This is a genomic window from uncultured Metabacillus sp. (assembly GCF_947503125.1).
In the GTDB taxonomy this organism is placed as follows: domain Bacteria; phylum Bacillota; class Bacilli; order Bacillales; family Bacillaceae; genus Metabacillus.
Map to the genome: position 1 here is coordinate 1 of NZ_CANNCR010000059.1, position 22,920 is coordinate 22,920.

The window sequence follows — 22,920 nt, forward strand, 5'->3', positions numbered from 1 at the left end:
ACTTAAAACCCATTAAAAAGTATGCCTCACACCTTAAATGGATTAATACCCCAAGATTTTTTATTTTCACAGAAAAAGCGCAAGCGCCTTGATCAGCCTAGGGCAAATAAGCCACTCATGAATAGAAGGTGATCTTTGCCTTCAATTCATGAGTGGCTAGACCCTAGAGGGCTAGGCGCTGGAGCTAGACACAAAAACCAGGCAACACATTAAACAAACGTTTAATTAAGCATAGTGTCTATTGCGAAATCAAGATCTAATACTTTTGTTCTTAAAAATATCCTCTATCTGCTCTAATGATAATCCTCTTGTTTCTGGTAAGTTTTTTGCTACAAAGATGACCCCAATAATCGCAAAGAAAGCGAATAAGAAAAATGTCCCTGAAATTCCGATCCCATCCATAAGAACAGGGAAGAATAATCCTACTAAAAAATTGCAAAGCCATAAAAACAAAACGGCCATTCCCATCCCAATACCTTTTAAACGAACAGGGAAGATTTCAGCAAGGATGAGCCATACCATCGGACCAATCGCACCTTGGAAAAAGGCTAAATATAGGACAGTCATTGATAAGACGACATATGGCAATATTGGAGATCCTGCAAGCATCATTGCAGACGTACCAATTGAAATCAACGCAATTGTTACACCTACTAAGCCTGTAAGCAGCATTGTCCTTCTATTCACTTTATTTAAAAGAGACATCCCGACAATTACGGCAATTACGGCAATTAATCCGTTTGCTACGTTTGCGATTAATGCTGTTTTTGTTCCAAATCCAGAAGTTTCAAGAATTTGTGTACCATAGTACATAATTGAGTTTATTCCTACCAATTGCGATATAGACCCAATGACAATACCAAGAATGACTATACGTCGAATCCAAGGTATCCCTAAGTCTCTAAATCTCATTTTTTCTATTTTCTGCTCTTCTGAAATATGTGATTTTATTTCCTTCAATTCTTGTTGTGCAATACTTTCACTGCGAATCTGTTGCAGGATGTTCAATGCTTCAGCCATTTTTCCTTTTGATGCTAACCATCTAGGGCTTTCAGGTAAAATGAGGACACCAATCCAAAGCGCTACAGCTGGAAGTGTCGCAATGACTAACATGTAACGCCATACATGTCCTGCATCTCCAAAAACATTTCCAATAACCGCATTGAATATATAAGCAAGGAACTGCCCAGTAACAATCATCAATTCATTTTGCGTAACCAATACACCACGCCTGTCTGAAGGAGCTATTTCAGCTAAATACGATGGAATGACGACAGAGGAACCGCCAACCGCCAGGCCCAATAGAAAACGGAAAATAACCATAATCGTTGTATTAGGAGCAATAACGCAGCCAGCTGCAGAAAAGAAAAATAACATCGCAAGATACAAAATAACCTTCCTGCGTCCTTTTGTATCCGATAACCGTCCGCCAAAGATGGAACCAAAAGCAGCACCTAATACTAAAGAACTTGCTACTAACCCCTCTGTGAAAGGAGTTAAGTTTAATTGGTCAGGTTGAGCCATAAATGGAAGTGCACCATTAATTACCCCTGTATCATATCCGAATAATAGTCCCCCAAAAGTTGATACAATTGTTACTAATTTCAAAAATTTTTGCGGGTTCTTTTTCTTGGCATGTTCTGGTTCAACTGGATTTTCAGAAACCTTTATATTTTCCATGTTCAATTTCCCCCTTTACAAATGGTGTTTCTCAAATTTCTTGGACTTGTTGACTTAGAAGTATTGGCCGTAAAGTTTCTTTTCCTAATAAAGATTGACGGAGAAGTGGTTTTTCACCACATTTAAAGCGCTATCATTTTTGCTTTTTTGATTTTTTCCGGAAATTACAGCTAAAACATTTAAACAATTTGGTGGCTTTAATAGGAGTTAAGAGTCTTTTATAATTCCTAATTGTATTTGTATAAAACGTTTCACTCTGGATGTAATGACTTTTTAGAGGTAAAAACCGGGGATCAGTCTCAGCTAACTGCTCCCACGGTGTTTTATATAAAGTTTGTTATAGTTATTGTTTTGAACTATTAAAGCTGTATCCCCATACTATATGGCTACTATTTATCCATTCTGCAACTTTACAGATTAACCGCAAGTTTTTTATGATGATCAAACTCTACCCAAATAGCTCCATTTTCAGCAGAACGAACACAATTTTCAATCCAGCGAATGCCATCAATGCCTGCATCAATGTCGGGATAAACAAGATTCTTTAATGTTTCCTCATCGTTTCGATTCTTCGCATCGATTGCAACGGCAAATTTAAGATAAATATTTGCCCATGACTCTGACAACCCTTCTTGATGTAATGCTCCTAAGCGCTCATCGGCATTGCAGGATTCGTCTAAGTAAGGCATTGCACGAATAAGCGTTTGAATCGGCTCTCCCTGAACTTCAAACCTAAGTTCATTTGGCTTGCTATCCCACCATTCTAAGCTTGCTTTAGATCCTACAATGCGGATTCGATGTCCGTCCATGCAGCCTGCATTAATCGAGGAAGTCCAAAGTCTTCCTACCGCTCCGTTTTCATATTTCATAAGAACAAAAGCATTGTCCTCTAAAGGGGCACGGCTTCCAACAAAGCTCTGCCGGTCACATAACAATTCTTTAATTTTCATATGCGGCATAATCAGCTGGGACATATAATACGTATGGGTGGACAGATCTCCTAAAACATAGCTTGGTCCCGCAACCTTAGGATCAACACGCCACTTTTGGGCATCACTTGTTTTATCTCCTTGATCAGTTGCATTAAAGCCATGAGTATACTGCAGTTCAACCACACGAATTTCACCGATTTTTCCTTGTTCAATCATGGCGCGCATTTGAAGGAGCATCTGATTTCCGGAGAAACCATACGTCACCCCAACAATTTTCCCTTTTTTCTCTGCAAGAGCTTTTATTTCTTCACCCTCCTCAGAGGTAAAAAACAATGGTTTTTCACAGATAACATGCAAACCGGCTTCTAATGCGGCCTTACATATTTCATAATGAGTCCCGTTAGGAGTGGCAATCGAGACAACCTCAACCCCATCCTCCCTTAACGCTTCTTCTGCAAACATCGTTTTATAATCAGGATAGCAGCGATTTTCAGCTACCCCAATATTCATTCCAAAATCCTTTCCTCTTTCAGGATCGATATCAAATGCTCCTGCTACTAATTGAAAAGCCGTATTATCTCTTAGCGCACCTGTACGGTGTTTATATCCAACCTGTCCAAGCCGGCCGCCTCCGACCATAGCCCAATGTAGTGGTCTTGCAATAATTTTTTCACCATTTAACATGTTCATCGCCTCTTTCTCGAATTATATTCTGAATTTTCAGATACTTAAGAGCAGAAATAGTCAACTTTGCTTATCAGATTAAAAACTAAGTGTTTGTTGTAAAGCATCAATAGAAGTTCTTATTCCTGCCTCTACTGACATCGTCAAATCTTCCATTTCCAACGAAACTTCTTCATCATATCCCATCATCTTCACGACAGAGAAGAACTCTTTCCACCATTGCAAATCTTGTCCGCAGCCTACTGCTACATAATTCCAGGCTCTATTCACTACATCTGTCACTTCTTTTGTTTCCAACACACCATTCACAGCGGATAGATGTCTCTCAAGTCGAACATCTTTACCATGAACATGATGGATCGCTCCTCCTAATTCCCTTGCAGCTAAAATTGGATCAGCTCCCATCCAAATCAGGTGGCTTGGATCCAAGTTTAAGCCAACGATTGGTCCAACCGCATTGCGTAATCTAAAAAGCGTTTCTGGATTATAAACTAATTGGGAGCTGAAATTTTCAAGGGCAATCTTTTCCACTCCACATGCTTCAGCTTTCTTCACTAAGTCTTTCCAATATGGGATTGCTACCTCATTCCACTGGTAATCTAATATTTCTTTCAGAACCGGCGGCCAACTAACCGTATAAGTAATCCAGTTAGGTATTTTATCTTCAGGGCTTCCTGCTGGCAGCCCGCTCATCATAATGACTTTTTTTACCCCTAACAATTTAGCTAACTCCATTGTTTTATCTGTAACTTCCCGATGCTGTTTACCAAGCTCACCTGGGTCTAAAGGATTTCCTGAACAATTTAATGCACATAGTTTTATATGGCGCTTTTCCAAACTAGTTAAAAAATCAATTCTTTTCTGCTCACTTTCTAATAGTTCATCTAATTTTAAATGAGGCGCAGAAGACCAGCCCCCTGTGGTCATTTCAATAGTATCGATACCTAAATCCGCTACGAAATCCAACATCTCTTCAAATGGCAAGTGGCCTAAGCTATCTGTTACATAAGATAGTTTCATCGATTGTTCCTCCTTGTCTTGGCAGTAACATTTTAACTTTTGATTTTACATTTAGAGACATCCTAAAATTTTCACATTTATCAAAGAATGCGCTTCCAATTATAAGTGACGATTCCCCCTAAATGAAATCACCTTTTTGTTACTGTCATTTCCTTGTTTACGTAGTTAATTATATAAAACCCTTTCATAATAGTAATTAAATTTTGAAGACATGTTTTTATACTTTAAGGACATCTTTAAACGTAAAAAAAGCGCAAGGCGCCTGCCTATCGGCGACAAGCATAAGGCGAACAGGAATAGAAGGTGTACTTTACCTTCAATTCCTGTTTGACTTATGACCTCGAGCCGATGGCGCCTGGAGCTAGATTCAGAAACGCAAGCTATGTTAAGAAAATATATAAATTCTGATATTATAAAAAAGATCAGGCTCCTTGAACACAATAGTGTTGATTAGGGTTTCCTGATCCTTATCTCAGCTATCAGAATATGTCGTTGTATTTTTGTCTACATACATAGAGCGAAACCGCCCAGGTGATGATTGCATCATCGAAGTAAAAACACGGGTAAAATATTGAACATTCATAAAACCTGTTTCCTCAGCAATTTCTTTTATCGATAAATTCGTTTTTTTGAGCAATTTTATTGCCTTTTTGATCCGTTCGTCTTGCACATAATTAGAGAAACTTACTCCTAATTCAGATACAAAAATCCGCGACAAATGCCTGCCGGATATATGCAAGTGCCTTGCGACTTCTGTTAGTTTTAACGAATTTGATAAATTGTCATTTATATACAATTGCGCTTGAGTCAGAAGTGCAGAAAACTGTTCAGGAACATGTTTTTGATGACTCTTATTCAAGGCAGGGACAAAATCTTGAAGGATTGAAAGAATAAGGGAATAGGCAATAGTCGAAAGCATATCTTCAAAAAACTCATTTTTAGGCTTTGTTGCTTGGATAAGAAGCGATTTCCATAATAATGCTGTTTCCATGTCATGCGTATCATGTAAGATGATTTCATTGCATTGCTTTGCATTCTCCATAATTCTAATCCAGTTCTCACTTGACTCTGATTCGATTAGTTGAAAGGCAACATATAATAGAGATAACCCTTCCTCGCTTTTTATTTGATGGATAACCTCTGGTCTTGATAAAAAGAGTGTGTTTTTCTTAAGCATGTAGGAACAATCACCATCTATATAAGTCCCTTCTCCCTCAACTACATAACATACTTCAAAAAAGGAATGTTTATGTAATAGATTGTCATAATGCTTTGGCATGACTCCCCAATAATGAACTTGAAACGAAGCGCCATTTTGATTGATACGATGTACATAATCATTCAAAGAAGTTCTTCCAGATAGATATTTCGTTAAATCTAACAAAATCACTCCCTTTCTACCACGTGCATCGCACTCGTTTTCTCTTTCAGTCTTCAATCCGCTGCAAAAAGCTTAAGAGCTTTTCCATCCAACGAATATTCTCGTCTGATTGGCTAAAGGCATGTTCACTAATAAATTGTACGGCTTTCTGCTGTTTTTCATCCAGTAATTCAAGTTGTCTTTTGAATTCTTCTTTATTTTTAGCCTCTCTATATTTCGCCCATCGTTTCTTTTCTTGTTTTACCGCATCCTCCAGGAAAAAAACTGCTTTAACTGGATCAATATATTTCAACAGATAGATCGATATATAAAGATCTTCTATCTTTGAAGCCTTTTTGAAATTGTTGTAGACCTCTTGTTCAAGAAATTGTCTTCCAGCCTGAGTAATCGCGTACATCGTTTTGTTTGGGCGATTCTCTTTCTGAATGGTTTCGACAGGCTCAATAAGACCTTTTTTCTGTAATGCTTCAAAATTATAGTAAAATTTTCCTTCACTCATTTTGTCTATAGGAAGTGAATCTAATAATCGTTTCTTTAATTTATAAGGGTGGCTATTTTCTTCAGCTAAACTCCCGAGTATAAATAACGAAAGAGACAAGAGGACTTCTCCTTTCTATTAATCAGTTATTTAAACCCTTAAATTTTATCATATTAAGTCTCACAACATGACATCGATCTCTGCAAATGTAAACAAAATCTCTTTTATATGTAGGCTTCATGTCCTATACCACTATGTTGGTTTTAGACTTAGACTAAAAAATCTATATTACTTTTTACTCTTTATAAATTACTCTGATTAGAGTAAGGTGAAACTGAAGGTTAGAATACGAAGGAGGAATATGCAGAATCATGATTAAAGAAGTCATTCCTGTTAACGAAATCACTAATTTCCAATCACGTTCAGAAGAATTTTTCCCTATTGAATGGTATAAAGAAATGCTACATCATCACCCTGTTTATTATCATGAAAAAACAGATACTTGGAATGTGTTTAAATATGAGGATGTTAAACAGGTGTTAAGCAATTATGAAGTCTTTTCAAGTGAAGGGTCTAGAACAACGATTTTTGTTGGCGCTAATCACAAACAAGAAGGACATTCTCCTATAAACCTTACAAATTTGGACCCTCCCCAACATAGGAAAAGTCGCTCTTTGTTAGCAGCAGCTTTCACTCCCCGCAGTTTAAAAAACTGGGAACCACGTATTCAACAAATTGCATTCGAACTTGTAGAAGACATCCAGGAAAACTCTACCGTAAATATTGTAGAAGCCTTGGCAGCTCCTTTGCCTAGTCTAGTGATCGCTGATTTATTTGGAGTACCAATACAAGACAGGGATCAGTTCAAAAAATGGGTGGATATCCTTTTCCAACCTTATGACAAAGAAAGACTGGAGGACATAGAACGTCAAAAACAGCTTGCTGCAAAGGAATATTTCCAATATCTCTACCCTATTGTGCTTCAAAAACGTTTAAATCTATCTGATGATATTATTTCCGACTTAATCAGAGCTGAGGTAGATGGTGAACGATTTACAGATGATGAGATTGTGCAGGTGACAATGCTGCTTTTAGGCGCAGGTGTCGAAACAACGAGCCATGCAATCGCCAATACATTCTATTCATTGCTTTATGATGATGAGTCTATATACGGAGAACTAAGAAATAATCTGGAACTCGTGCCAAACGCAGTCGAAGAAATGCTCCGATATCGTTTCCATATTTCAAGAAGAGATCGTACGGTTAAACAAGACAATGATTTATTAGGCATTGAGTTGAAAAAGGGAGATGTCGTCATTGCGTGGATGAGTGCATGTAATATGGATGGAACGATGTTTGATGATCCTTTCTCTTTAGACATCCATCGTTCAAACAATAAAAAGCATCTGACATTCGGAAATGGTCCGCATTTCTGTTTAGGTGCACCACTTGCACGATTAGAAATGAACGTTGCACTGGAAGCATTCTTAAAAAGGTTTTCCCGCATCGAACCAGTTGAAGGTTTTGAATTAGAAAACCATTTAACTGCTTCAGCTACTGGACAGTCTTTAACTGACCTGCCGATGAAGGTTTATAAATAAGATGAATAGAGAAGGACAAAATGGTCACAACGATATGCCGTGACCATTTTGTCCTTTATTTAAAGTCTAAGACAGTCTAAAGCCTATTCTATTGTTTTACAATCATGACCCCATAAGCTTCTAATGAAGTTGCCCCGTTTAATTCTTTGCCTGTTAACAGGTCTGTTCCTTCACTGATCTCAACTTCTACTGTTGATGCATTGTGGTTCATGACAAACAAGTAAGAGAAGCCATCCTTTCTTCTCTCTGTCACTTCCACCCCTTTTGGAACATCAAGTACCGGTTTAATTTTCTTTTCCTCACAAACCGTTTTGACAAAGTCTGTTAAAAACGCTGTGTCAGGGCAGGTTCCTACGTAATACGCTTTTCCTTTCCCATAGGAATTACATGTAATCACCGGGGTACCGGCATAAAAATCAGAGCCATATTCAGCCAGCACTTCTGCACCCTCGGAATGGATAATATCAAACAACAATCTGCACTCATAGCTGCCGGTTAGATTGCCTGTTTCTTTTTTGACAACAATTTGATTCTTTTCTTCAGGCGGCAGAGCATCGATTTCCTCAACCCAAATACCAAGAAGATCCCGCAATTCTCCTGGATAACCGCCAACGGTGACAAGATCATGCTCATTCACGATTCCGCTAAAGAACGTTGTCACAAACGTTCCTCCATTTTGCACAAATTCTTTAATCCTTTTGGCATACCCTGATTTCACCATATATAACACTGGGGCAAACACGATATCATACTTGCATAAATCCTCATCAACACCAATCATGTCAACCGCGATATTATCTCCAAATAAGGCGGCGTAGTATTTGTGAACTTCATTGACATAATCCAATGCCTTTGATGGACCGCTTGATAATTCCGTTGCCCAGCGGTTTTCCCAGTCAAACACGATCGCTACTTTAGCTTGTACCCGTGAATCAAGCAAAGTATCGGAAAGGTTCGCCAGCTCCTTGCCGAGTGCGGCTGTTTCCCTAAACACTCTTGTATGCTCATGGCCAACATGTTCGATCACGGCTCCATGGTATTTTTCACAGGCACCTACTGATCTTCTTAATTGGAAAAACATGACCGTATCCGCACCACGAGCCACTGCTTGATAGCTCCATAAGCGCATCACACCGGGGCGTTTCAACGAATTATATGGCTGCCAATTTTGCTGGCTCGGCGTCTGCTCCATTAGCATAAAGGGCTGGCCGCTTTTCAAGCCCCTCATAAGATCATGCCTCATCGCCGTAAAGCTCTCTGGCGTGTCATACGCAGGATAGTTATCCCATGAAACAACATCCATTTCTTTGCCCCATTTAAAATAATCGAGCTCTTTATAAGTACCCATTAAATTCGTTGTTATTGGGATATCAGGCGTATGCTTTTTCAAGACATCCCGCTCAAGCTTAAAGCACTCTAGTAAGCTATCAGACTGAAAAATTCGATAATCTAACGAGATTCCTTGAAAACTAGTCGAATCCCCATTCCACTCTTCACTTAATGCATTTGGAGGAACAATTTCATCCCACTCATAAAACGTATGGCCCCAAAAGCGCGTGTTCCATGCTTTATTCAAGCTCTCTAAGCTTCCATATTTCTCTTGAAGCCATTTTCTAAAACTCTCAGCACAGTTCTCACAATAACAGTATCCGCCATATTCATTGGACACATGCCAAATTAATACTCCTGGATGATCCTTATACCTTTCACCTAACCGGTCTGCCATCCGTTCCGCATACTTTCGATAAGTTGGGCTGTTCGGACAGGAATTATGTCTCCCGCCAAACTTACGCTTTCTGCCTTGGTAATCAACTCTCAGTACGTCTGGATATTTTTTGGCCATCCAAGCGGGATGTGCTGCAGTGCTAGTTGCCAGACAAGTATAAATTCCATTTTGATATAACCGGTCAATTTGCTCATCCAGCCATGTAAAATCGTATGTTTCTTCATCAGGCTGATTTAATGCCCAAGAAAAAACATTTAATGTTGCCACATCAATCCCTGCAAGTTTAAACATTCGGACATCCTCATCCCAGTCCTCTTTTTCCCACTGCTCTGGATTATAATCTCCGCCATACCAAATTTTTGGAAGTTTTTCGTTAATCATATCCCATCACCTTTTTCCTTTATATCATTATAATCCCATTGTATACGATTACAAAGTGTGATTATATATAATATAATGGAAACCGATATAAAAAAAAGGAACTCTTTGAACGAAGATTCCTGGAAGGAAGCGAATCAATGAAAAAACATTTTCTTATCCCGTTAAATGAAAGCAAACTGCCGCTTTTAGCTGAAACAATCGGTTTCAATCCTGCCCAAGAAAATATCACACGCCCAACTGGTTATCCTTATTATCATTGGATTCAAACTGTGAGCGGACAAGGTTCTATCATGTTTCAAAATAAACAGATCAACCTCACGGCCAATAACGGAGTCCTCCTCCTGCCGCACATGGCACATTCATATAAAAATGAACAAAGTGATTCCATTCCATGGAAAACTCTCTATCTAACATTTGGCGGGCTGATGGTAAAAGAGATGTTAATTACACTTGGTTTCTATCAATCGGCTGTTTTTCACTGGGAACAGGAAGCACCGATTTCCACCTTCATTACGAACGTGTTAAAACAAAATGGCGAGGCAACAGATAGCTTTAGTATAAGTGCCTCCTCTAATGTCTATGAATTTCTTCTGCTTTTCAACTTTCCAATCCAGATATCGGTCTTGATGAAATGGCCCTGTTTATCCATACATCAAAGCGCCATTTGAATTCATTGTTTCAAAAAAATTTCCATATAACTCCCTATGCCTATTTTGTGAATTTACGAATCCAGCAAGCTAAAAAACTCCTTTTAGAAAACAATTCCGTAACGATCGGCGAAATTGCTCTGCAAGTAGGCTTTCGTTCCACAAGCCATTTTGTCGCGACTTTCAGAAAAATGGTCGGGATTCCTCCTGAAAAGTACCGCCACCTGAATGGCGTATTTTAATAGGAAATGCTTGCACAATTTACAAGTATATAAACGGTTGTTATATTGACTATTATCATTTCAAGCAAAATGTGTCGTTGACTATGAATATTGTCCATTCTATCAATTGCTCTCTTGAATATAGTGATAGTAAAAAGCAAGGGGGTGAACAGGATGTTTTTTTTGAAAAAAAACAACTCAGAAAATGAAAATGCGAATGCAAAAGCAGATAGCAAGACAAATGTCGAGAATGATTTAGATAATGAATTAGATAACGATAATGATATTGACGTAAAGGATAAAAACGTTAATAATGCAAAAATCATAAAAAGCGGTAATTCGAAATTGGATCTTAACATTAAAGTAGATAGTGACTCACGTGCAAGAGTAAAAGCCAAAGCAGATTCGGATCAGGAACAGGACCAAGATCAGGAGCAGGATCAGGAGCAGAATCAGGGAAATCAGGGGATCTTAGGAAATCAGGGAGAGAATTTAGGCCAGCAAAATCAGGGCCGAAACCGTGGTCAAAATCGTGGTCAGAAACATGGCAAAGGTAAATTTCGCTGGTTTTAAAAGATAAATAAACTAAGGAATTAAAACTTCTTTTGTTATAAAGGATATTAGCTTTTTCGCTAATAACCTTTAAATTAAAATCACTTCATATGGATAAGAAAAGCGCAAGTCTCGTAGCATTCGGCGACAAGCATAAGGCGAATAGGAATAGAAGGTGTTCTTTACCTTCAATTCCTATTTGACTAGACCCTAGAGCCGATGGCGCCTGGAGCTAGACACTAAAACTAAGTACAAAATTTTATGCTTTCTTAAACTTTGAAAAAACGACAAACCAAGTTTATTTACATTTAACAAAAAAAGGAATAATATCTTTCTCTAATCTCTCATAACGCGGCTTGATGCCTTGTCAACTTTTTATTTTATGAACATGTTACATATTCCCGTTACACTTAAGTTACTTAATACCTGTAAAACAATTATGTTAAAATAAAGGAATGACTAAAAGTTAAAGAAATATATTATTAGTCTCGTAAAAATGCCATCCAAGTAGTTTAGGAGTGTAATAAATCATGAACAAAAAAGATATTGCACAAATTCGAAAACAATTCAAAATAAATAATGATTTACTCAAAATCACTGACATTTTTAATGTCTATATTATGAAAGAATCTAGTGAGATTTATCATCACCAAAGCCAGCCTTTTGAAATGCTTGACCAGGATCAACAAGAATTATTTATGAATAACTTCAAAAAATTACTTGCCGGCCAATTGGATGAGAAGCTTTTTGAATTAAAGTTTCAACGCGATGTTGCAGGTAGCAGCCAGCTTATTTTGCATCAGGGATTACTTAGCAGTGATGTGGAAGGCTGGAAAGAGCAAATGCTTCAAATCGTAGGTAAAATGCTTAAAGACCGACAATATGAGATGGATATTGTTGTCACATTCATTCGCGGAGAGTATTTAAAGCCAACGAAACGCAAAAATGACGAGGCTGAGGAAAGTGAACGAGATACTGTTTACTCCCATCCCTATATTTTATGTAGTATTAATAATACACAAGAGCCAAAAAAAGAACTGCTTTTTGACTATGTTGAGAAAGAGTTCAAGTATAATTTTGTTGTTGACCCTATCATTAACCTCAATGCTCCAATCGCGGGGTTTCTATTTCCTTGTTTTACGGACAATGCAGCAGATGTTAACCACATTCTCTATTCAGCAGGTAAGGTGCATGAGCCTGATCATCAATTTATAGAGGAAGTGTTAAATGGCGAAGAAACGATGACCGCAAAAGATGATAAAATCGTTTTTGAAGAAATTATTAAAGATGTAACAGGAGATCAATTAAATACATCTACTCTCTCCAATGTGTATGAAGAAATTAATCGTATTATCGAAGAAAATGAAGAGGAGGAACAACCAACATTAGACTCCAAGGACGTTGAACGTGTTTTAAAGGTGAGCGGCCTTGAAGATATAAGTACAGAAAAGATAGAATCAGCCTTCCAAAAAATAATTGATGATGACAAATACGAAATAAAAGCAAGCAGCGTCTTACCAAAATTCACATCAAAATCGATTAAAATTAACACGAAAATAGCAAACATTTCGATTAGTCCACAGGATTTAAGGTACGTTAAACAAGTTCAATTAAGCGGTAAACGTTACCTAATGATTGAAGTGGAAGAAGATACTGTCATCGAAGGTTTTACGATGATTCCAGAAGCTTTTGGTGTGAACAGAGAGGAATAATTTAAGAAATTTGTTCCTCCTTTAATGTTTGGATTAACGTTATATAAATATCTTTTAAATATCCTACAAATGAAGAAACACTTATCTTTGGCGGAATACTTACTAACATATGTACGTGATCTTTACATGCTGTTGCTTCATTTACCTCAATACCTTTTCTTTTACATAAGGTTCGGAGTATTTCTCCGATATCTTTTTTGATTTTTCCATATATGACTTTTCTTCTGTACTTTGGGGCAAATACGATGTGATCCTTACAATTCCAAGTTATGTGTGCTAAACTATTAGTATCTTTATTAGACATAAGAACTCCTCCGTATGCTGATATGTTGGTTGGCGAACCAAAAATATTTTAGCACCACGGGGGAGTTTTTTAATAGCACACTGTAAGCTTTTTGGAACCCTAGGCCAAGCCTAGGTTTTCTTGTTTATAATAAAACGAGCTTCATAACTTGTTAGTATGCTCTGCCTATTACAATGTAGAGAAAGAAAATTCGATATAAAAACTTTACTCTTACTTTTTAAAAAACCAATTGGACCATTATCATGTAGACAATCGTTCCCCATGTTGTTGAAAGGAGCATGTTTTTATCCTTATTTTACTCCTTGAACCTTTATTTTTTGACACACATATTAGAAATTGCTAATATGATAATAACAAAACATATTAGTACTTTCTAATATGTAAGGAGGAAATTTATGAGAAATGCTGATATTGATATGAAAGTTAAACTGATTCATGGGTTTTCTAATAAAACAAGGATTCAAATTCTCGAAAGCATTAAAGAGAAAGAAAAAACTGTTTCCCAAATTGTTGAAGAAATCAATGGGAATCAATCAAATATCTCTCAACACCTTGCATGCTTAAAGGGGTGTGGAATTATTGTGGGAAGAAATGAAGGTAAATACTGCTATTACAGTTTACGAAATCAAAATATACGGGATTTATTAGCAATGTTTGATGCCGTTCTTGAAGATGTTCAAAATGAAATAGATTGTTGTGAACGTCACATCGATTAGGAGTTGAGGTCAATGGCAGACAAATGCAGTAGTTCAAAAGAAAAAGAACAAATTCCTGTTCAAGATCATAAAAGCTGTTGTAGTAGGAAGGAAGGAAAAACGGAATGGAAAGATGTTAAAGAAACTGAAGGTTGTTGCAGTACTAAATCTTCAATGGTTCCATTAGATAATAAGTCTACGATATCCTCTTGTTGTAGTAGCAAAAGTGAAGAAAATAATACAAGTACGGATAAATCAAGCTGCTGTAGTAGTGAAGTTGAAACAATACCACTGAAAAATATCCCTTCTCCTATAGGAGAAAAGGCAGAATATCGAATCCAAGGAATGGATTGTCCTTCTTGTGCTTTAACTATTGAAAAAGGCTTGAATGGATTAACAGGTATTCAAGATGTAAAAGTAAATTACAATACCGCCAAACTTCAAGTAGTAGGTAAGGATATTTCTTCATTAGACCAAATAGAGAGGGTCGTTCAAAACCTTGGTTATGAAATTGAACCACTTAAACAAAATAAACATATAAAAACATACACGATCGAAGGAATGGACTGTGGAAGTTGTGCTAAAAGCATTGAAAATCATCTTAGTTCCCATCCATCAGTTAAAAACATTAGTGTTAATTTTTCTACTGGAAAAATGAAAATCGAACATTCCAATAGTGTTGAAGATATTATATCTGAAGTTTCTAAAATCGGTTATAAAGCTTCATTACATTCAAAAAAACAGTCGATACAGTCTCACAAAAGTAAAAACGAAAATGGCTTAATTATTGTTTCGGGTGTGTTAATTGCATTTGGCTTTATCGGTTCTTTTACTGGAATTTCTCCCTTTATGTCCACTTTACTATATGCGATAACAATGGTGATAAGTGGTTATAAGCCTGTAAAAAGTGCTTACTATGCAATCAAAAGTCGTTCACTAGATATGAATGTTTTAATGTCTGCTGCAGCTATTGGTGCCGCATTAATAGGTGAATGGCTTGAAGGAGCTACCGTGGTTTGGTTATTTGCCTTGGGTAATTTATTACAAAATAAGTCCATTGAGAAAACAAGGGATTCTATTCGTAATCTAATGGATTTAGCACCTCAAGAAGCTTGGGTAAAAGTTGATTCGGGGATTATTAAGAGACCAGTTGAGGAAATTTCTGTTGGTGATACCATCATTATTAAAGCAGGAGATAAAATACCATTAGACGGTGAAATCACTCAAGGAAAATCAAGCGTCAATCAAGCACCTATTACTGGAGAATCCATACCTGTGGATAAGGAAATCGGTGATACAGTTTATGCTGGTACAATAAATGAAAGTGGTTCGCTTGAGATAAGGGTTACGAAATTAGTTCAAAATACAACATTATCCAAAATCATTCACTTAGTTGAAGAAGCACAAGAACAAAAAGCACCAACAGAAGCATTCGTTGATAAGTTTGCTAGTATTTATACACCTATTGTATTTATTTTAGCCTTGATACTAATGATTCTGCCTCCCTTAATTGGGTTTGGTACTTGGGGAGAGTGGTTTTATAAAGGTCTAGAACTACTTGTAGTAGCTTGTCCCTGTGCTTTAGTTATTTCGACTCCAGTTGCAATAGTATCTGCCATAGGAAATGCTGCGAAAAATGGTGTTTTAATTAAAGGTGGAACGTTCTTAGAAACAGCAGGTGCCATTACTGCCTTAGCATTCGATAAAACAGGTACTTTGACTGAAGGAAAGCCAAAGGTATCAGAAATCACCCCATTAAATGTAACAGAAGAAGAATTACTTTCGATAGCATTAACGTTAGAAAATTACTCAACACATCCTATTGCCAAATCAATTGTTGGATACGCTAACGAAAAAGGAATTCTACCTAAAAATGGTGAGTTATTTAAAAGTATTATAGGAAAAGGTGTTCAAGCAACAATTCAAGGAGATATTTTTTACGCAGGTAATCTTAAGTTATTCGAAGATATGAATGTCTCTTTAGTGGAAGTGAAAAACCATGTTCAAGAATTACAGAAGAAGGGTAAAACAGTAGTTATAATCGGGACACACAATCAAATTTACGGCATTATTGCTGTTTCGGATACAATACGGGTAAATTCAGCATCAGCTTTAAAAGCCTTAAAGCAAAGTGGAGTTAGTCAAACTATCATGTTGACCGGAGATAATGAAGGTACAGCCAAAATGATTGCTTCAGAAGCAAATGTTAATCGTTATTACGCAGAGCTATTGCCAGAGGATAAAGTAGATTCCATAAAGAAATTGCAAAATGAAGGTCATAAGGTGGCAATGGTTGGAGACGGTATCAATGATGCTCCTGCACTGGCAACAGCAGATTTAGGAATTGCTATGGGTGGTGTTGGAACAGACACTGCAATGGAGACAGCAGATATTGTTTTAATGGCTGATAATCTTGATAAACTGCCTTATACAATGAAATTAAGCAGAAAAGCATTAACAATTATTAAACAAAATATTTGGTTTTCGATTATCATAAAAATCATTGCACTAGCCTTAATCTTCCCTAACTGGCTTACACTTTGGATGGCTGTACTAAGTGATACAGGTGCAGCATTAATTGTTATCTTAAATGCCATTAGGTTATTAAAGTTTAAAGAATAGTTACCGATAAATGGAAGGAGGTAAGCAAGGGTATTGGCTTACCTCCTTGTTGTCACATCATTATTAAAATCACCGTTTTATTCATAAAATTGATGCTCATCAATTTTCTTCTTCATTAATACCTCTTCCCCTTTGATTTATTCATACATTAGCATTGTGAATGTAATTAAAAAACCAATTGCACTAAAATCATGTAGACAATCGTTCCCCCTGCTATAGAGAGAAGCATGTTTTTCTTCCAAAAATGAAGCAATACAACTATCGCCACTGCAATAAATTCAGGTATACCATGACTTCCAGATAGTAAACTCACATCCTTAAAACAATAAATGACCAAAAGTCCAATCACCGCTGATGGCAGTACTTTACCGAGATACTGGACATAATTCGGTGTGGGTTTACCTGATGGGAAAATCATGAATGGAAGAAACCTTGTAAGCATTGTGCCTAATACAACCATAGCAATCGTAATAATTTGCTGCGTTATATTCATTGTCATATGGCGCTAACCTCAACTTTCTCCAATGGTTTTCTTAATAAGGTTAGTAACCCCAAAATTGCGATCATAGCAGGGATAATGAAATTGTTTCCGCCAAAAATCATAAGACTGACAATAGAAAGTCCGAGACCTGCAAGAGCACTATGATGCTTTTTCTCTTTCATCCACTGTTCAATAAAAATAACAACAAAGAGCGCAGTCATAACAAAATCAAGCCCTTCTGTGTTGAACTTAACAAGGGAGCCAAAAATCCCGCCAATTGCTGATCCAATGACCCAATAGGAATGATTAAGCAGTGTCACAAAGAACATAAACCAGCCCTTATCCACATTCTGCGGAATATTAACGGTACAGTTGATGGAAAAAGACTCATCGCAAAGTCCAAATATCAGATACAACTTTTTCTTCCCAACCCCCTTATACTTATCCAGCATAGATATACCGTAAAACAAATGCCGTGCATTCACCATTAAAGTTAGAAATAGAGCGTTTATCGGATTAAAAGCAACAAGCAATAAATTGGCTGCCACAAACTCCATTGATCCTGCAAATATTAATAGACTCATCAGTATTGGGTAAATTGCACCAAAACCTAAGGAATTCATAAAGATCCCATAAGCAATTCCCAAGAAGACAAATCCTGCTAAAATCGGCATTGTATATGGAAAGGCCGAACGAAATGCAATCCATATTTGATTTTTGTTTTTCATATGATTCACATCCTGATGTTTTACTTTATATTATTTTTAACACACAAAATCCATACAATAAACAATATAATTGTATGGATTACAATTATTTCTTTTTAATAAAATACCCCCACAATGTTGAAATGGGGCTTATTGATGTGTTTTTTTCTTTAATAACACGGACTTTTTTAAATATATTCTTTCAAATCATACAATTTTCGATTAGAATACATACAATAAGGGACATGATTTTATGGTATACAAGATTTGAGGTGAAGTATGCCAGTAAATTCATTTGATCATTATCCAATGTCATGGAAACCTGACAAGAAAGCATTAAAACGTCCTTTTTATCAATCTCTTGCCTCATTACTTGAAAAGGATATAATAAATGGATTTTTAGCCCCTAGAACAAAGTTACCTCCGCAAAGAGAATTAGCGGATTTTCTAGACTTAAATTTTACTACTATTACCCGTGCCTACAAAATATGTGAGGTAAAGGGATTAATTTATGCGATTACGGGAAGTGGAACCTTTGTATCTCCAAATGCCGCCCGTTCTATCACCATTTCCACGGATAAAACGGCAAACCTCATTGAACTTGGATTTGCGGCATCTTTTGAGCAAACCAATACACTTGTAAAAGATAGTATTCAAAAGGTTGTGGACAAACGATATTTGGAACAGCTGCTAAATTACAATGATCCGACTGGTATTCCGCATCAAAAAACAGCTGCTCTTAACTGGATGGAATCTTTCGGGATTCACACAGACCAAGAGCATTTAGCCATTGTTTCTGGTGCCCAAAATGCGTTGGCTATTGCCATGGCTGCTTTGTTTGAGCCTGGTAATAGAATTGCAACTGATTTATACACATATTCAAATTTTATTGAGTTGGCAAAAACGTTCCATATTCAGTTAGTCCCCATTCTCGGAGATCAGTATGGGATGTTGCCGGACGAACTTGAAAAGCAGTGTTGTCAAATAAATATTCACGGCATTTTCCTAATGCCCTCTTGTAACAATCCAACCACAGTTATGATTTCAGATTTTCGAAAGCAAGAATTAGCTTAGGTTATTCGTAAGCATCGTTTAATTTTGATTGAGGATGATATACATGCATTCCTAACAGCAGGTATGATCTCTGATTACAAGCAGCCAATGTTCAATTTACTTCCAGAACAGAGCGTTTATATTTGTGGCACCTCTAAATCAATATGTTCTGGATTAAGAGTTGCCTATATGGTCTATGGAGATACATTACGTGAGAAAATTTTGCAGGCTATTTTTAACATCAATGTAAAAACCTCTTCTTTTGATGCAGAGGTGATCACTGAGCTTATCTTATCAGGGAAGGCTCATGAAATTGTTTCTAAAAAGAAACAGCTTGCACAATCTGCAAATGATATTTTTTCAGATTTTTTCCCTTTAAGCAAGAATGTTGGACATCCTCTTAGTTTTTATCGTTGGCTTCCAATACAAGGGATGATCGATTCATTACAGTTAGAAACGGATTTGAAAAGGCAAGGTGTTCGGGTTTTTCATTCCGATCGTTTTCTAAGCGGACAGACTACCCCTGATAAATATTTGCGTATTGCACTTGCTTCTACAAACTCAATAGATGAGTTAAAAATAGGATTAAATATATTAAGACATTATCTTAGCTATTGATAAAAACACCAGGTAGAGAACTAAAAGAAGCTGTCAAAAAGGTAACCAATCAAAAAAACGCTAGGAAGCCTTTTTGCTTTTAGTCATGTTCTTGAAACATCTGTCATCCTTAATACGCAAATCTTAGCAAAACAAAAACCACTCCCATTTTTTATAGGAAGTAGTTTTTGCTATCGATATAAGTTTTTCACATGACGACTTCACAACTCAAGTGAAATTTTGGGGGAATACTAAGGCTGTAGTGGATTTCTTGAAATCTCTACAGACTTTTTCTCTTTACAAAGTATATTGCCTAAGAAACTAGAAGAATCTTAAATTACTTAACGATCTTTTTAAATGTCTCTACAATATTTTCTACTGTAAATCCATATTCTTGCAGTAATTTGTTTGTTGGGGCAGATGCGCCAAAATGATCAATGGTAATCGTTTTTCCATTATGTCCGACATATTCTCTCCAGCCAAATGTAGAGCCTAATTCGATCGCAACACGTGCTGTTACATGACTAGGAATCACGCTTTCCTTATATTCTACTGATTGTTGTTCGAAAAGATCCCAGCTTGGCATACTGACAACAGAAACATATACGCCTTCATTTTCCAGCACTTGCTGTGCTTCAAGAGCAAGTGATACTTCTGAACCAGTCGCAAGTAAAAGACCCGCTACTTCTCCTTTTGCTTGTGACACGACATAAGCACCCTTCTTTACACCTTCATACACTTGTTCTTGATCAACCTTAAGAGTTGGAAGATCTTGACGAGTTAATACTAAAGCAGTAGGGTGATCTTGACTTTCAAGTGCTAAACGCCATGCCGCAGCTGTTTCCTTCGCCTCTGCCGGTCTAATGACTGAAACACCAGGCATTGCACGTAATGCCACTAAATGCTCGATTGGCTGGTGAGTTGGTCCATCTTCCCCAACAGCAATACTGTCATGTGTAAATACATAAGTGACCGGTAACTTCATTAGTGCGGCTAGACGAATCGCTGGGCGTAAGTAATCAGAGAAAACAAAGAAGGTTGCCCCAAATACTTTCACACCATCGTGAAGAGCCATCCCGTTTAATGCTGCACCCATCGCAAATTCACGAACACCAAACCAAATATTGCGTGCTGCATAACCATCTAACGCAAAGTTCTTTTCCGATGAAATCAAAGTTTTATTAGACCCTGCAAGGTCAGCAGAACCGCCGATCATTTGAGGAATCACATTTGCTGCTGCATTTAATACTTTTCCTGAAGATGCTCTCGTTGCTATTTTTGAACCTGATTCAAAAACAGGCAGCGCTTCTTGCCAATTTACAGGAAGTTCACCTTTTACAGCACACTCAAATTGCGCTGCAAGTTCAGGATAGGCTGTTTTGTATTCTTCAAATAGTTTATTCCAAGCTTGTTCTGTAGCTTTTCCTTTTTCTACGATACTTGCAAAATGCTTTTCTACTTCTTCTGGTACAAAGAATGGTTCCTCTGCTTCCCATTGATAGGCCGCTTTTGTTCGTTTAACTTCCTCTTCTCCAAGAGGTGCACCATGACTCGCTGCAGAACCTGACTTATTAGGAGAACCGAAGCCAATTGTTGTTTTAACTTCAATTAAAGTAGGGCGTTCTGTATCTGCCTTTGCTTCTTGAATCGCTTTTTGTATGGCTTCAACATCATTGCCGTCTTCTACACGCAGGACTTGCCATCCGTATGCTTTGAATCGATCTGCTACACTTTCAGAGAAAGATAGATTTAGGTCACCATCTAGTGAAATGTCATTTGAATCATATAATACAACTAAACGACCTAAATTTAAGTGACCTGCTAGTGAAGCTGCTTCAGCAGATACGCCTTCCATTAAATCACCATCACCACAAAGGCTGTATGTATAATGGTTTATCACATTGAATTTTTCTTTGTTGTAAGTTTCAGCAAGGTGACATTCTGCCATAGCCATACCAACTGCCATCGCGATACCTTGACCGAGTGGGCCTGTTGTTGCATCTACACCTGCTGTATGTCCGAATTCAGGATGTCCAGGTGTTTTACTTCCCCATTGACGGAAATTTTTCAAATCATCAATCGTTAAGCCATATCCGAATAAATGAAGCATACTATATAAAAGGGCTGATCCGTGACCAGCTGACAAGATAAATCGATCACGGTTAATCCATTCTGGATTTGTAGGATTTATATTCATTTCCTTTGCCCACAACGTATAAGCCATTGGAGCAGCCCCCATCGTAATTCCTGGGTGACCAGAGTTTGCTTTTTCAATTGCGTCAATGGATAATGTTCTAATAGTATTGATAGCTAATTGGTCAATAGTTTGTTTCGTTTGTAATGTTGTCAATCTATTACGCTCCTTTATTATTTTCTTTAAAGTGAATTTAACGGCGTTCGCTTCAATTTTTGTACCATCAATAAAACTGGCTAGATGTCTTTTTTTATGAAAAATTATGAAAGAGCTGGGTTTTGCCCCAGCCCCTTTAAATTTTTATGATATTACTTTCCCAGTCATGTCCTCATAATCTTTACACATGATTTCCCATGATTTTTCGATATCTTCATCTAATCCAAATAAACCGCTACGACCTACGATATAAATATCAGGACCGGCTGCATCAATTCTTTTAAATGTTTTCCTACTAGATGATCCATCCATTTCAATGACATATTGGTATCCTTTTTCTTCTCGTAATCCTCTTAATGCTACAATTTTATCTAGGGTGCTTTCGATAAAACGTTGCCCAGCAAACCCTGGATCCACTGTCATAATTGTAATTTTATCTACTAATTCAATATAAGGAAAAATCGTTTCAATAGGCGTTTCTGGATTTAATACTACACCTGCTTTTAATCCAGCATCATGTATTTGATCAATTAATCGAAAAGCCAACCCATCAAGTACTTCTGCATGCATGCAAATCCATTCGCACTTTATATCAACTAATTGTTGAACCCAGAAACTTGGATTCGTTACCATAAGATGTGCGGACAGAGGTAAATCACTTATTTTTCGCACTTCTTGGATAAACCATGGGGATAATGTAATATTGGGAACATAATGCCCATCCATAATATCAATATGATAAGAATCTACATGATTGTTTAAAAAAGTGATTTGTTCTTTAAACTTATCTAAGTCCATTGTCATCAATGATGGTGAAAATTCTACTTTTTTCATACTCTATAAATCCTCCACTAAATCTCGATTTTCTTTAGAAATAATGGTAGGGTTTGTCTTCACCCCATCCACTAGCCCTAAAGTATCTATACGTTTAACACTTTCAACATTTGCTATCTCTTAATAAACCTCATTTAATGCACTAACATTTTTATTAAAAAATTTGAATATCATCTAAATCAATATTGGTATGTCAACACTAAACTAGACACTTTTTTTAAGGTGAATATTTTTATATTCAATGGGACTTAGATAGTCAAGC

Annotated in this window: 18 protein-coding genes and 1 pseudogene; 8 read left to right on the forward strand and 11 right to left on the reverse strand. The window is 37.0% G+C overall.

Features of this window, described 5'->3' with window-relative positions; translation table 11 throughout:
- Positions 1–249: 249 nt before the first annotated feature.
- The 5 genes from Q1B07_RS22240 to Q1B07_RS22260 all read right to left on the reverse strand — a co-directional run bounded on the left by Q1B07_RS22240 (position 250) and on the right by Q1B07_RS22260 (position 6,295).
- Positions 250–1,680 carry a sugar porter family MFS transporter gene (locus Q1B07_RS22240; protein WP_299094273.1) on the reverse strand — a complete coding sequence of 477 codons (1,431 nt, stop codon included), beginning with the start codon at positions 1,678–1,680 and terminating at the stop codon, positions 250–252.
- A gap of 410 nt (positions 1,681–2,090) precedes the next feature.
- Positions 2,091–3,296, reverse strand: a complete 1,206-nt coding sequence (locus Q1B07_RS22245; protein ID WP_299094271.1) for a Gfo/Idh/MocA family oxidoreductase — start codon at positions 3,294–3,296, stop codon at positions 2,091–2,093.
- A gap of 78 nt (positions 3,297–3,374) precedes the next feature.
- Positions 3,375–4,316: a sugar phosphate isomerase/epimerase gene (locus tag Q1B07_RS22250; protein ID WP_299094269.1), complete on the reverse strand. Its 942-nt coding sequence runs from the start codon at positions 4,314–4,316 to the stop codon at positions 3,375–3,377.
- Positions 4,317–4,788: 472 nt separating this feature from the next.
- Positions 4,789–5,700 (reverse strand): helix-turn-helix domain-containing protein, encoded by a 912-nt coding sequence (locus Q1B07_RS22255; protein ID WP_299833749.1) that lies wholly within the window; start codon positions 5,698–5,700, stop codon positions 4,789–4,791.
- Between the two features lie 43 nt (positions 5,701–5,743).
- Positions 5,744–6,295 (reverse strand): PadR family transcriptional regulator, encoded by a 552-nt coding sequence (locus tag Q1B07_RS22260; RefSeq protein WP_299094265.1) that lies wholly within the window; start codon positions 6,293–6,295, stop codon positions 5,744–5,746.
- Between the two features lie 251 nt (positions 6,296–6,546).
- On the opposite strand from Q1B07_RS22260, the gene Q1B07_RS22265 reads away from it, so the two are divergent.
- The gene (locus Q1B07_RS22265) at positions 6,547–7,776 is read left to right on the forward strand and encodes a cytochrome P450 (protein ID WP_299094263.1); all 1,230 of its coding nucleotides are present in this window, start codon (positions 6,547–6,549) and stop codon (positions 7,774–7,776) included.
- A gap of 88 nt (positions 7,777–7,864) precedes the next feature.
- On the opposite strand, the gene Q1B07_RS22270 is transcribed toward Q1B07_RS22265, so the two are convergent.
- Positions 7,865–9,883, reverse strand: coding sequence for a beta-galactosidase (locus tag Q1B07_RS22270; protein ID WP_299094261.1), 2,019 nt, complete (start codon positions 9,881–9,883; stop codon positions 7,865–7,867).
- Positions 9,884–10,020: 137 nt separating this feature from the next.
- Between Q1B07_RS22270 and Q1B07_RS22275 the strand changes: the two genes are divergently transcribed.
- The 4 genes from Q1B07_RS22275 to Q1B07_RS22285 all read left to right on the forward strand — a co-directional run bounded on the left by Q1B07_RS22275 (position 10,021) and on the right by Q1B07_RS22285 (position 13,015).
- Positions 10,021–10,551 (forward strand): AraC family ligand binding domain-containing protein, encoded by a 531-nt coding sequence (locus Q1B07_RS22275; RefSeq protein WP_299094259.1) that lies wholly within the window; start codon positions 10,021–10,023, stop codon positions 10,549–10,551.
- Positions 10,515–10,772 carry a helix-turn-helix transcriptional regulator gene (locus Q1B07_RS27095; RefSeq protein ID WP_366945264.1) on the forward strand — a complete coding sequence of 86 codons (258 nt, stop codon included), beginning with the start codon at positions 10,515–10,517 and terminating at the stop codon, positions 10,770–10,772. Before Q1B07_RS22275 ends, Q1B07_RS27095 begins: the two co-directional genes overlap by 37 nt.
- A gap of 153 nt (positions 10,773–10,925) precedes the next feature.
- Positions 10,926–11,324: a hypothetical protein gene (locus Q1B07_RS22280; RefSeq protein WP_299094257.1), complete on the forward strand. Its 399-nt coding sequence runs from the start codon at positions 10,926–10,928 to the stop codon at positions 11,322–11,324.
- 509 nt (positions 11,325–11,833) lie between these two features.
- A complete protein-coding gene (locus Q1B07_RS22285; protein WP_299094254.1) occupies positions 11,834–13,015 on the forward strand; it encodes a DUF4317 domain-containing protein in 1,182 nt (393 codons plus the stop codon).
- A 1-nt stretch (position 13,016) separates the two neighbouring features.
- On the opposite strand, the gene tnpA is transcribed toward Q1B07_RS22285, so the two are convergent.
- A complete protein-coding gene (gene tnpA / locus Q1B07_RS22290; RefSeq protein ID WP_299094252.1) occupies positions 13,017–13,319 on the reverse strand; it encodes an IS200/IS605 family transposase in 303 nt (100 codons plus the stop codon).
- A 395-nt stretch (positions 13,320–13,714) separates the two neighbouring features.
- Here tnpA and Q1B07_RS22295 point away from each other — a divergent pair, with 395 nt between their 5' ends.
- Positions 13,715–14,035 (forward strand): metalloregulator ArsR/SmtB family transcription factor, encoded by a 321-nt coding sequence (locus Q1B07_RS22295; RefSeq protein ID WP_299094250.1) that lies wholly within the window; start codon positions 13,715–13,717, stop codon positions 14,033–14,035.
- A gap of 12 nt (positions 14,036–14,047) precedes the next feature.
- On the forward strand, positions 14,048–16,636 hold the full coding sequence (locus Q1B07_RS22300; protein ID WP_299094248.1) for a heavy metal translocating P-type ATPase: 2,589 nt from the start codon (positions 14,048–14,050) through the stop codon (positions 16,634–16,636).
- Positions 16,637–16,802: 166 nt separating this feature from the next.
- On the opposite strand, the gene Q1B07_RS22305 is transcribed toward Q1B07_RS22300, so the two are convergent.
- On the reverse strand, positions 16,803–17,135 hold the full coding sequence (locus tag Q1B07_RS22305) for a branched-chain amino acid transporter permease (RefSeq protein WP_299094247.1): 333 nt from the start codon (positions 17,133–17,135) through the stop codon (positions 16,803–16,805).
- A complete protein-coding gene (gene azlC, locus Q1B07_RS22310) occupies positions 17,132–17,845 on the reverse strand; it encodes an azaleucine resistance protein AzlC (protein ID WP_299094245.1) in 714 nt (237 codons plus the stop codon). The genes Q1B07_RS22305 and azlC overlap by 4 nt, the downstream gene beginning before the upstream one ends.
- Before the next feature lie 258 nt (positions 17,846–18,103).
- Here azlC and Q1B07_RS22315 point away from each other — a divergent pair.
- A pseudogene (locus Q1B07_RS22315) lies at positions 18,104–19,495 on the forward strand (PLP-dependent aminotransferase family protein).
- A 316-nt stretch (positions 19,496–19,811) separates the two neighbouring features.
- Here Q1B07_RS22315 and tkt read toward each other — a convergent pair.
- Positions 19,812–21,824, reverse strand: coding sequence for a transketolase (gene tkt, locus Q1B07_RS22320; protein WP_299094244.1), 2,013 nt, complete (start codon positions 21,822–21,824; stop codon positions 19,812–19,814).
- A gap of 144 nt (positions 21,825–21,968) precedes the next feature.
- A complete protein-coding gene (gene alsE, locus Q1B07_RS22325; RefSeq protein WP_299094243.1) occupies positions 21,969–22,658 on the reverse strand; it encodes a D-allulose 6-phosphate 3-epimerase in 690 nt (229 codons plus the stop codon).
- Positions 22,659–22,920 lie beyond the last annotated feature (262 nt).

What these genes read in the sequence shown, in the direction of transcription:
- Q1B07_RS22300 (WP_299094248.1), top strand. Translation starts at nt 14,048, where the DNA reads ATGGCAGACAAATGCAGTAGTTCAAAAGAAAAAGAACAAATTCCTGTT.
- Q1B07_RS22270 (WP_299094261.1), bottom strand. Translation starts at nt 9,883, where the DNA reads ATGATTAACGAAAAACTTCCAAAAATTTGGTATGGCGGAGATTATAAT.
- Q1B07_RS22285 (WP_299094254.1), top strand. Translation starts at nt 11,834, where the DNA reads ATGAACAAAAAAGATATTGCACAAATTCGAAAACAATTCAAAATAAAT.
- Q1B07_RS22280 (WP_299094257.1), top strand. Translation starts at nt 10,926, where the DNA reads ATGTTTTTTTTGAAAAAAAACAACTCAGAAAATGAAAATGCGAATGCA.
- Q1B07_RS22305 (WP_299094247.1), bottom strand. Translation starts at nt 17,135, where the DNA reads ATGACAATGAATATAACGCAGCAAATTATTACGATTGCTATGGTTGTA.
- Q1B07_RS22295 (WP_299094250.1), top strand. Translation starts at nt 13,715, where the DNA reads ATGAGAAATGCTGATATTGATATGAAAGTTAAACTGATTCATGGGTTT.
- alsE (WP_299094243.1), bottom strand. Translation starts at nt 22,658, where the DNA reads ATGAAAAAAGTAGAATTTTCACCATCATTGATGACAATGGACTTAGAT.
- Q1B07_RS22275 (WP_299094259.1), top strand. Translation starts at nt 10,021, where the DNA reads ATGAAAAAACATTTTCTTATCCCGTTAAATGAAAGCAAACTGCCGCTT.
- azlC (WP_299094245.1), bottom strand. Translation starts at nt 17,845, where the DNA reads ATGAAAAACAAAAATCAAATATGGATTGCATTTCGTTCGGCCTTTCCA.
- Q1B07_RS22240 (WP_299094273.1), bottom strand. Translation starts at nt 1,680, where the DNA reads ATGGAAAATATAAAGGTTTCTGAAAATCCAGTTGAACCAGAACATGCC.
- tnpA (WP_299094252.1), bottom strand. Translation starts at nt 13,319, where the DNA reads ATGTCTAATAAAGATACTAATAGTTTAGCACACATAACTTGGAATTGT.
- Q1B07_RS22250 (WP_299094269.1), bottom strand. Translation starts at nt 4,316, where the DNA reads ATGAAACTATCTTATGTAACAGATAGCTTAGGCCACTTGCCATTTGAA.
- Q1B07_RS27095 (WP_366945264.1), top strand. Translation starts at nt 10,515, where the DNA reads ATGGCCCTGTTTATCCATACATCAAAGCGCCATTTGAATTCATTGTTT.
- Q1B07_RS22265 (WP_299094263.1), top strand. Translation starts at nt 6,547, where the DNA reads ATGATTAAAGAAGTCATTCCTGTTAACGAAATCACTAATTTCCAATCA.
- Q1B07_RS22245 (WP_299094271.1), bottom strand. Translation starts at nt 3,296, where the DNA reads ATGTTAAATGGTGAAAAAATTATTGCAAGACCACTACATTGGGCTATG.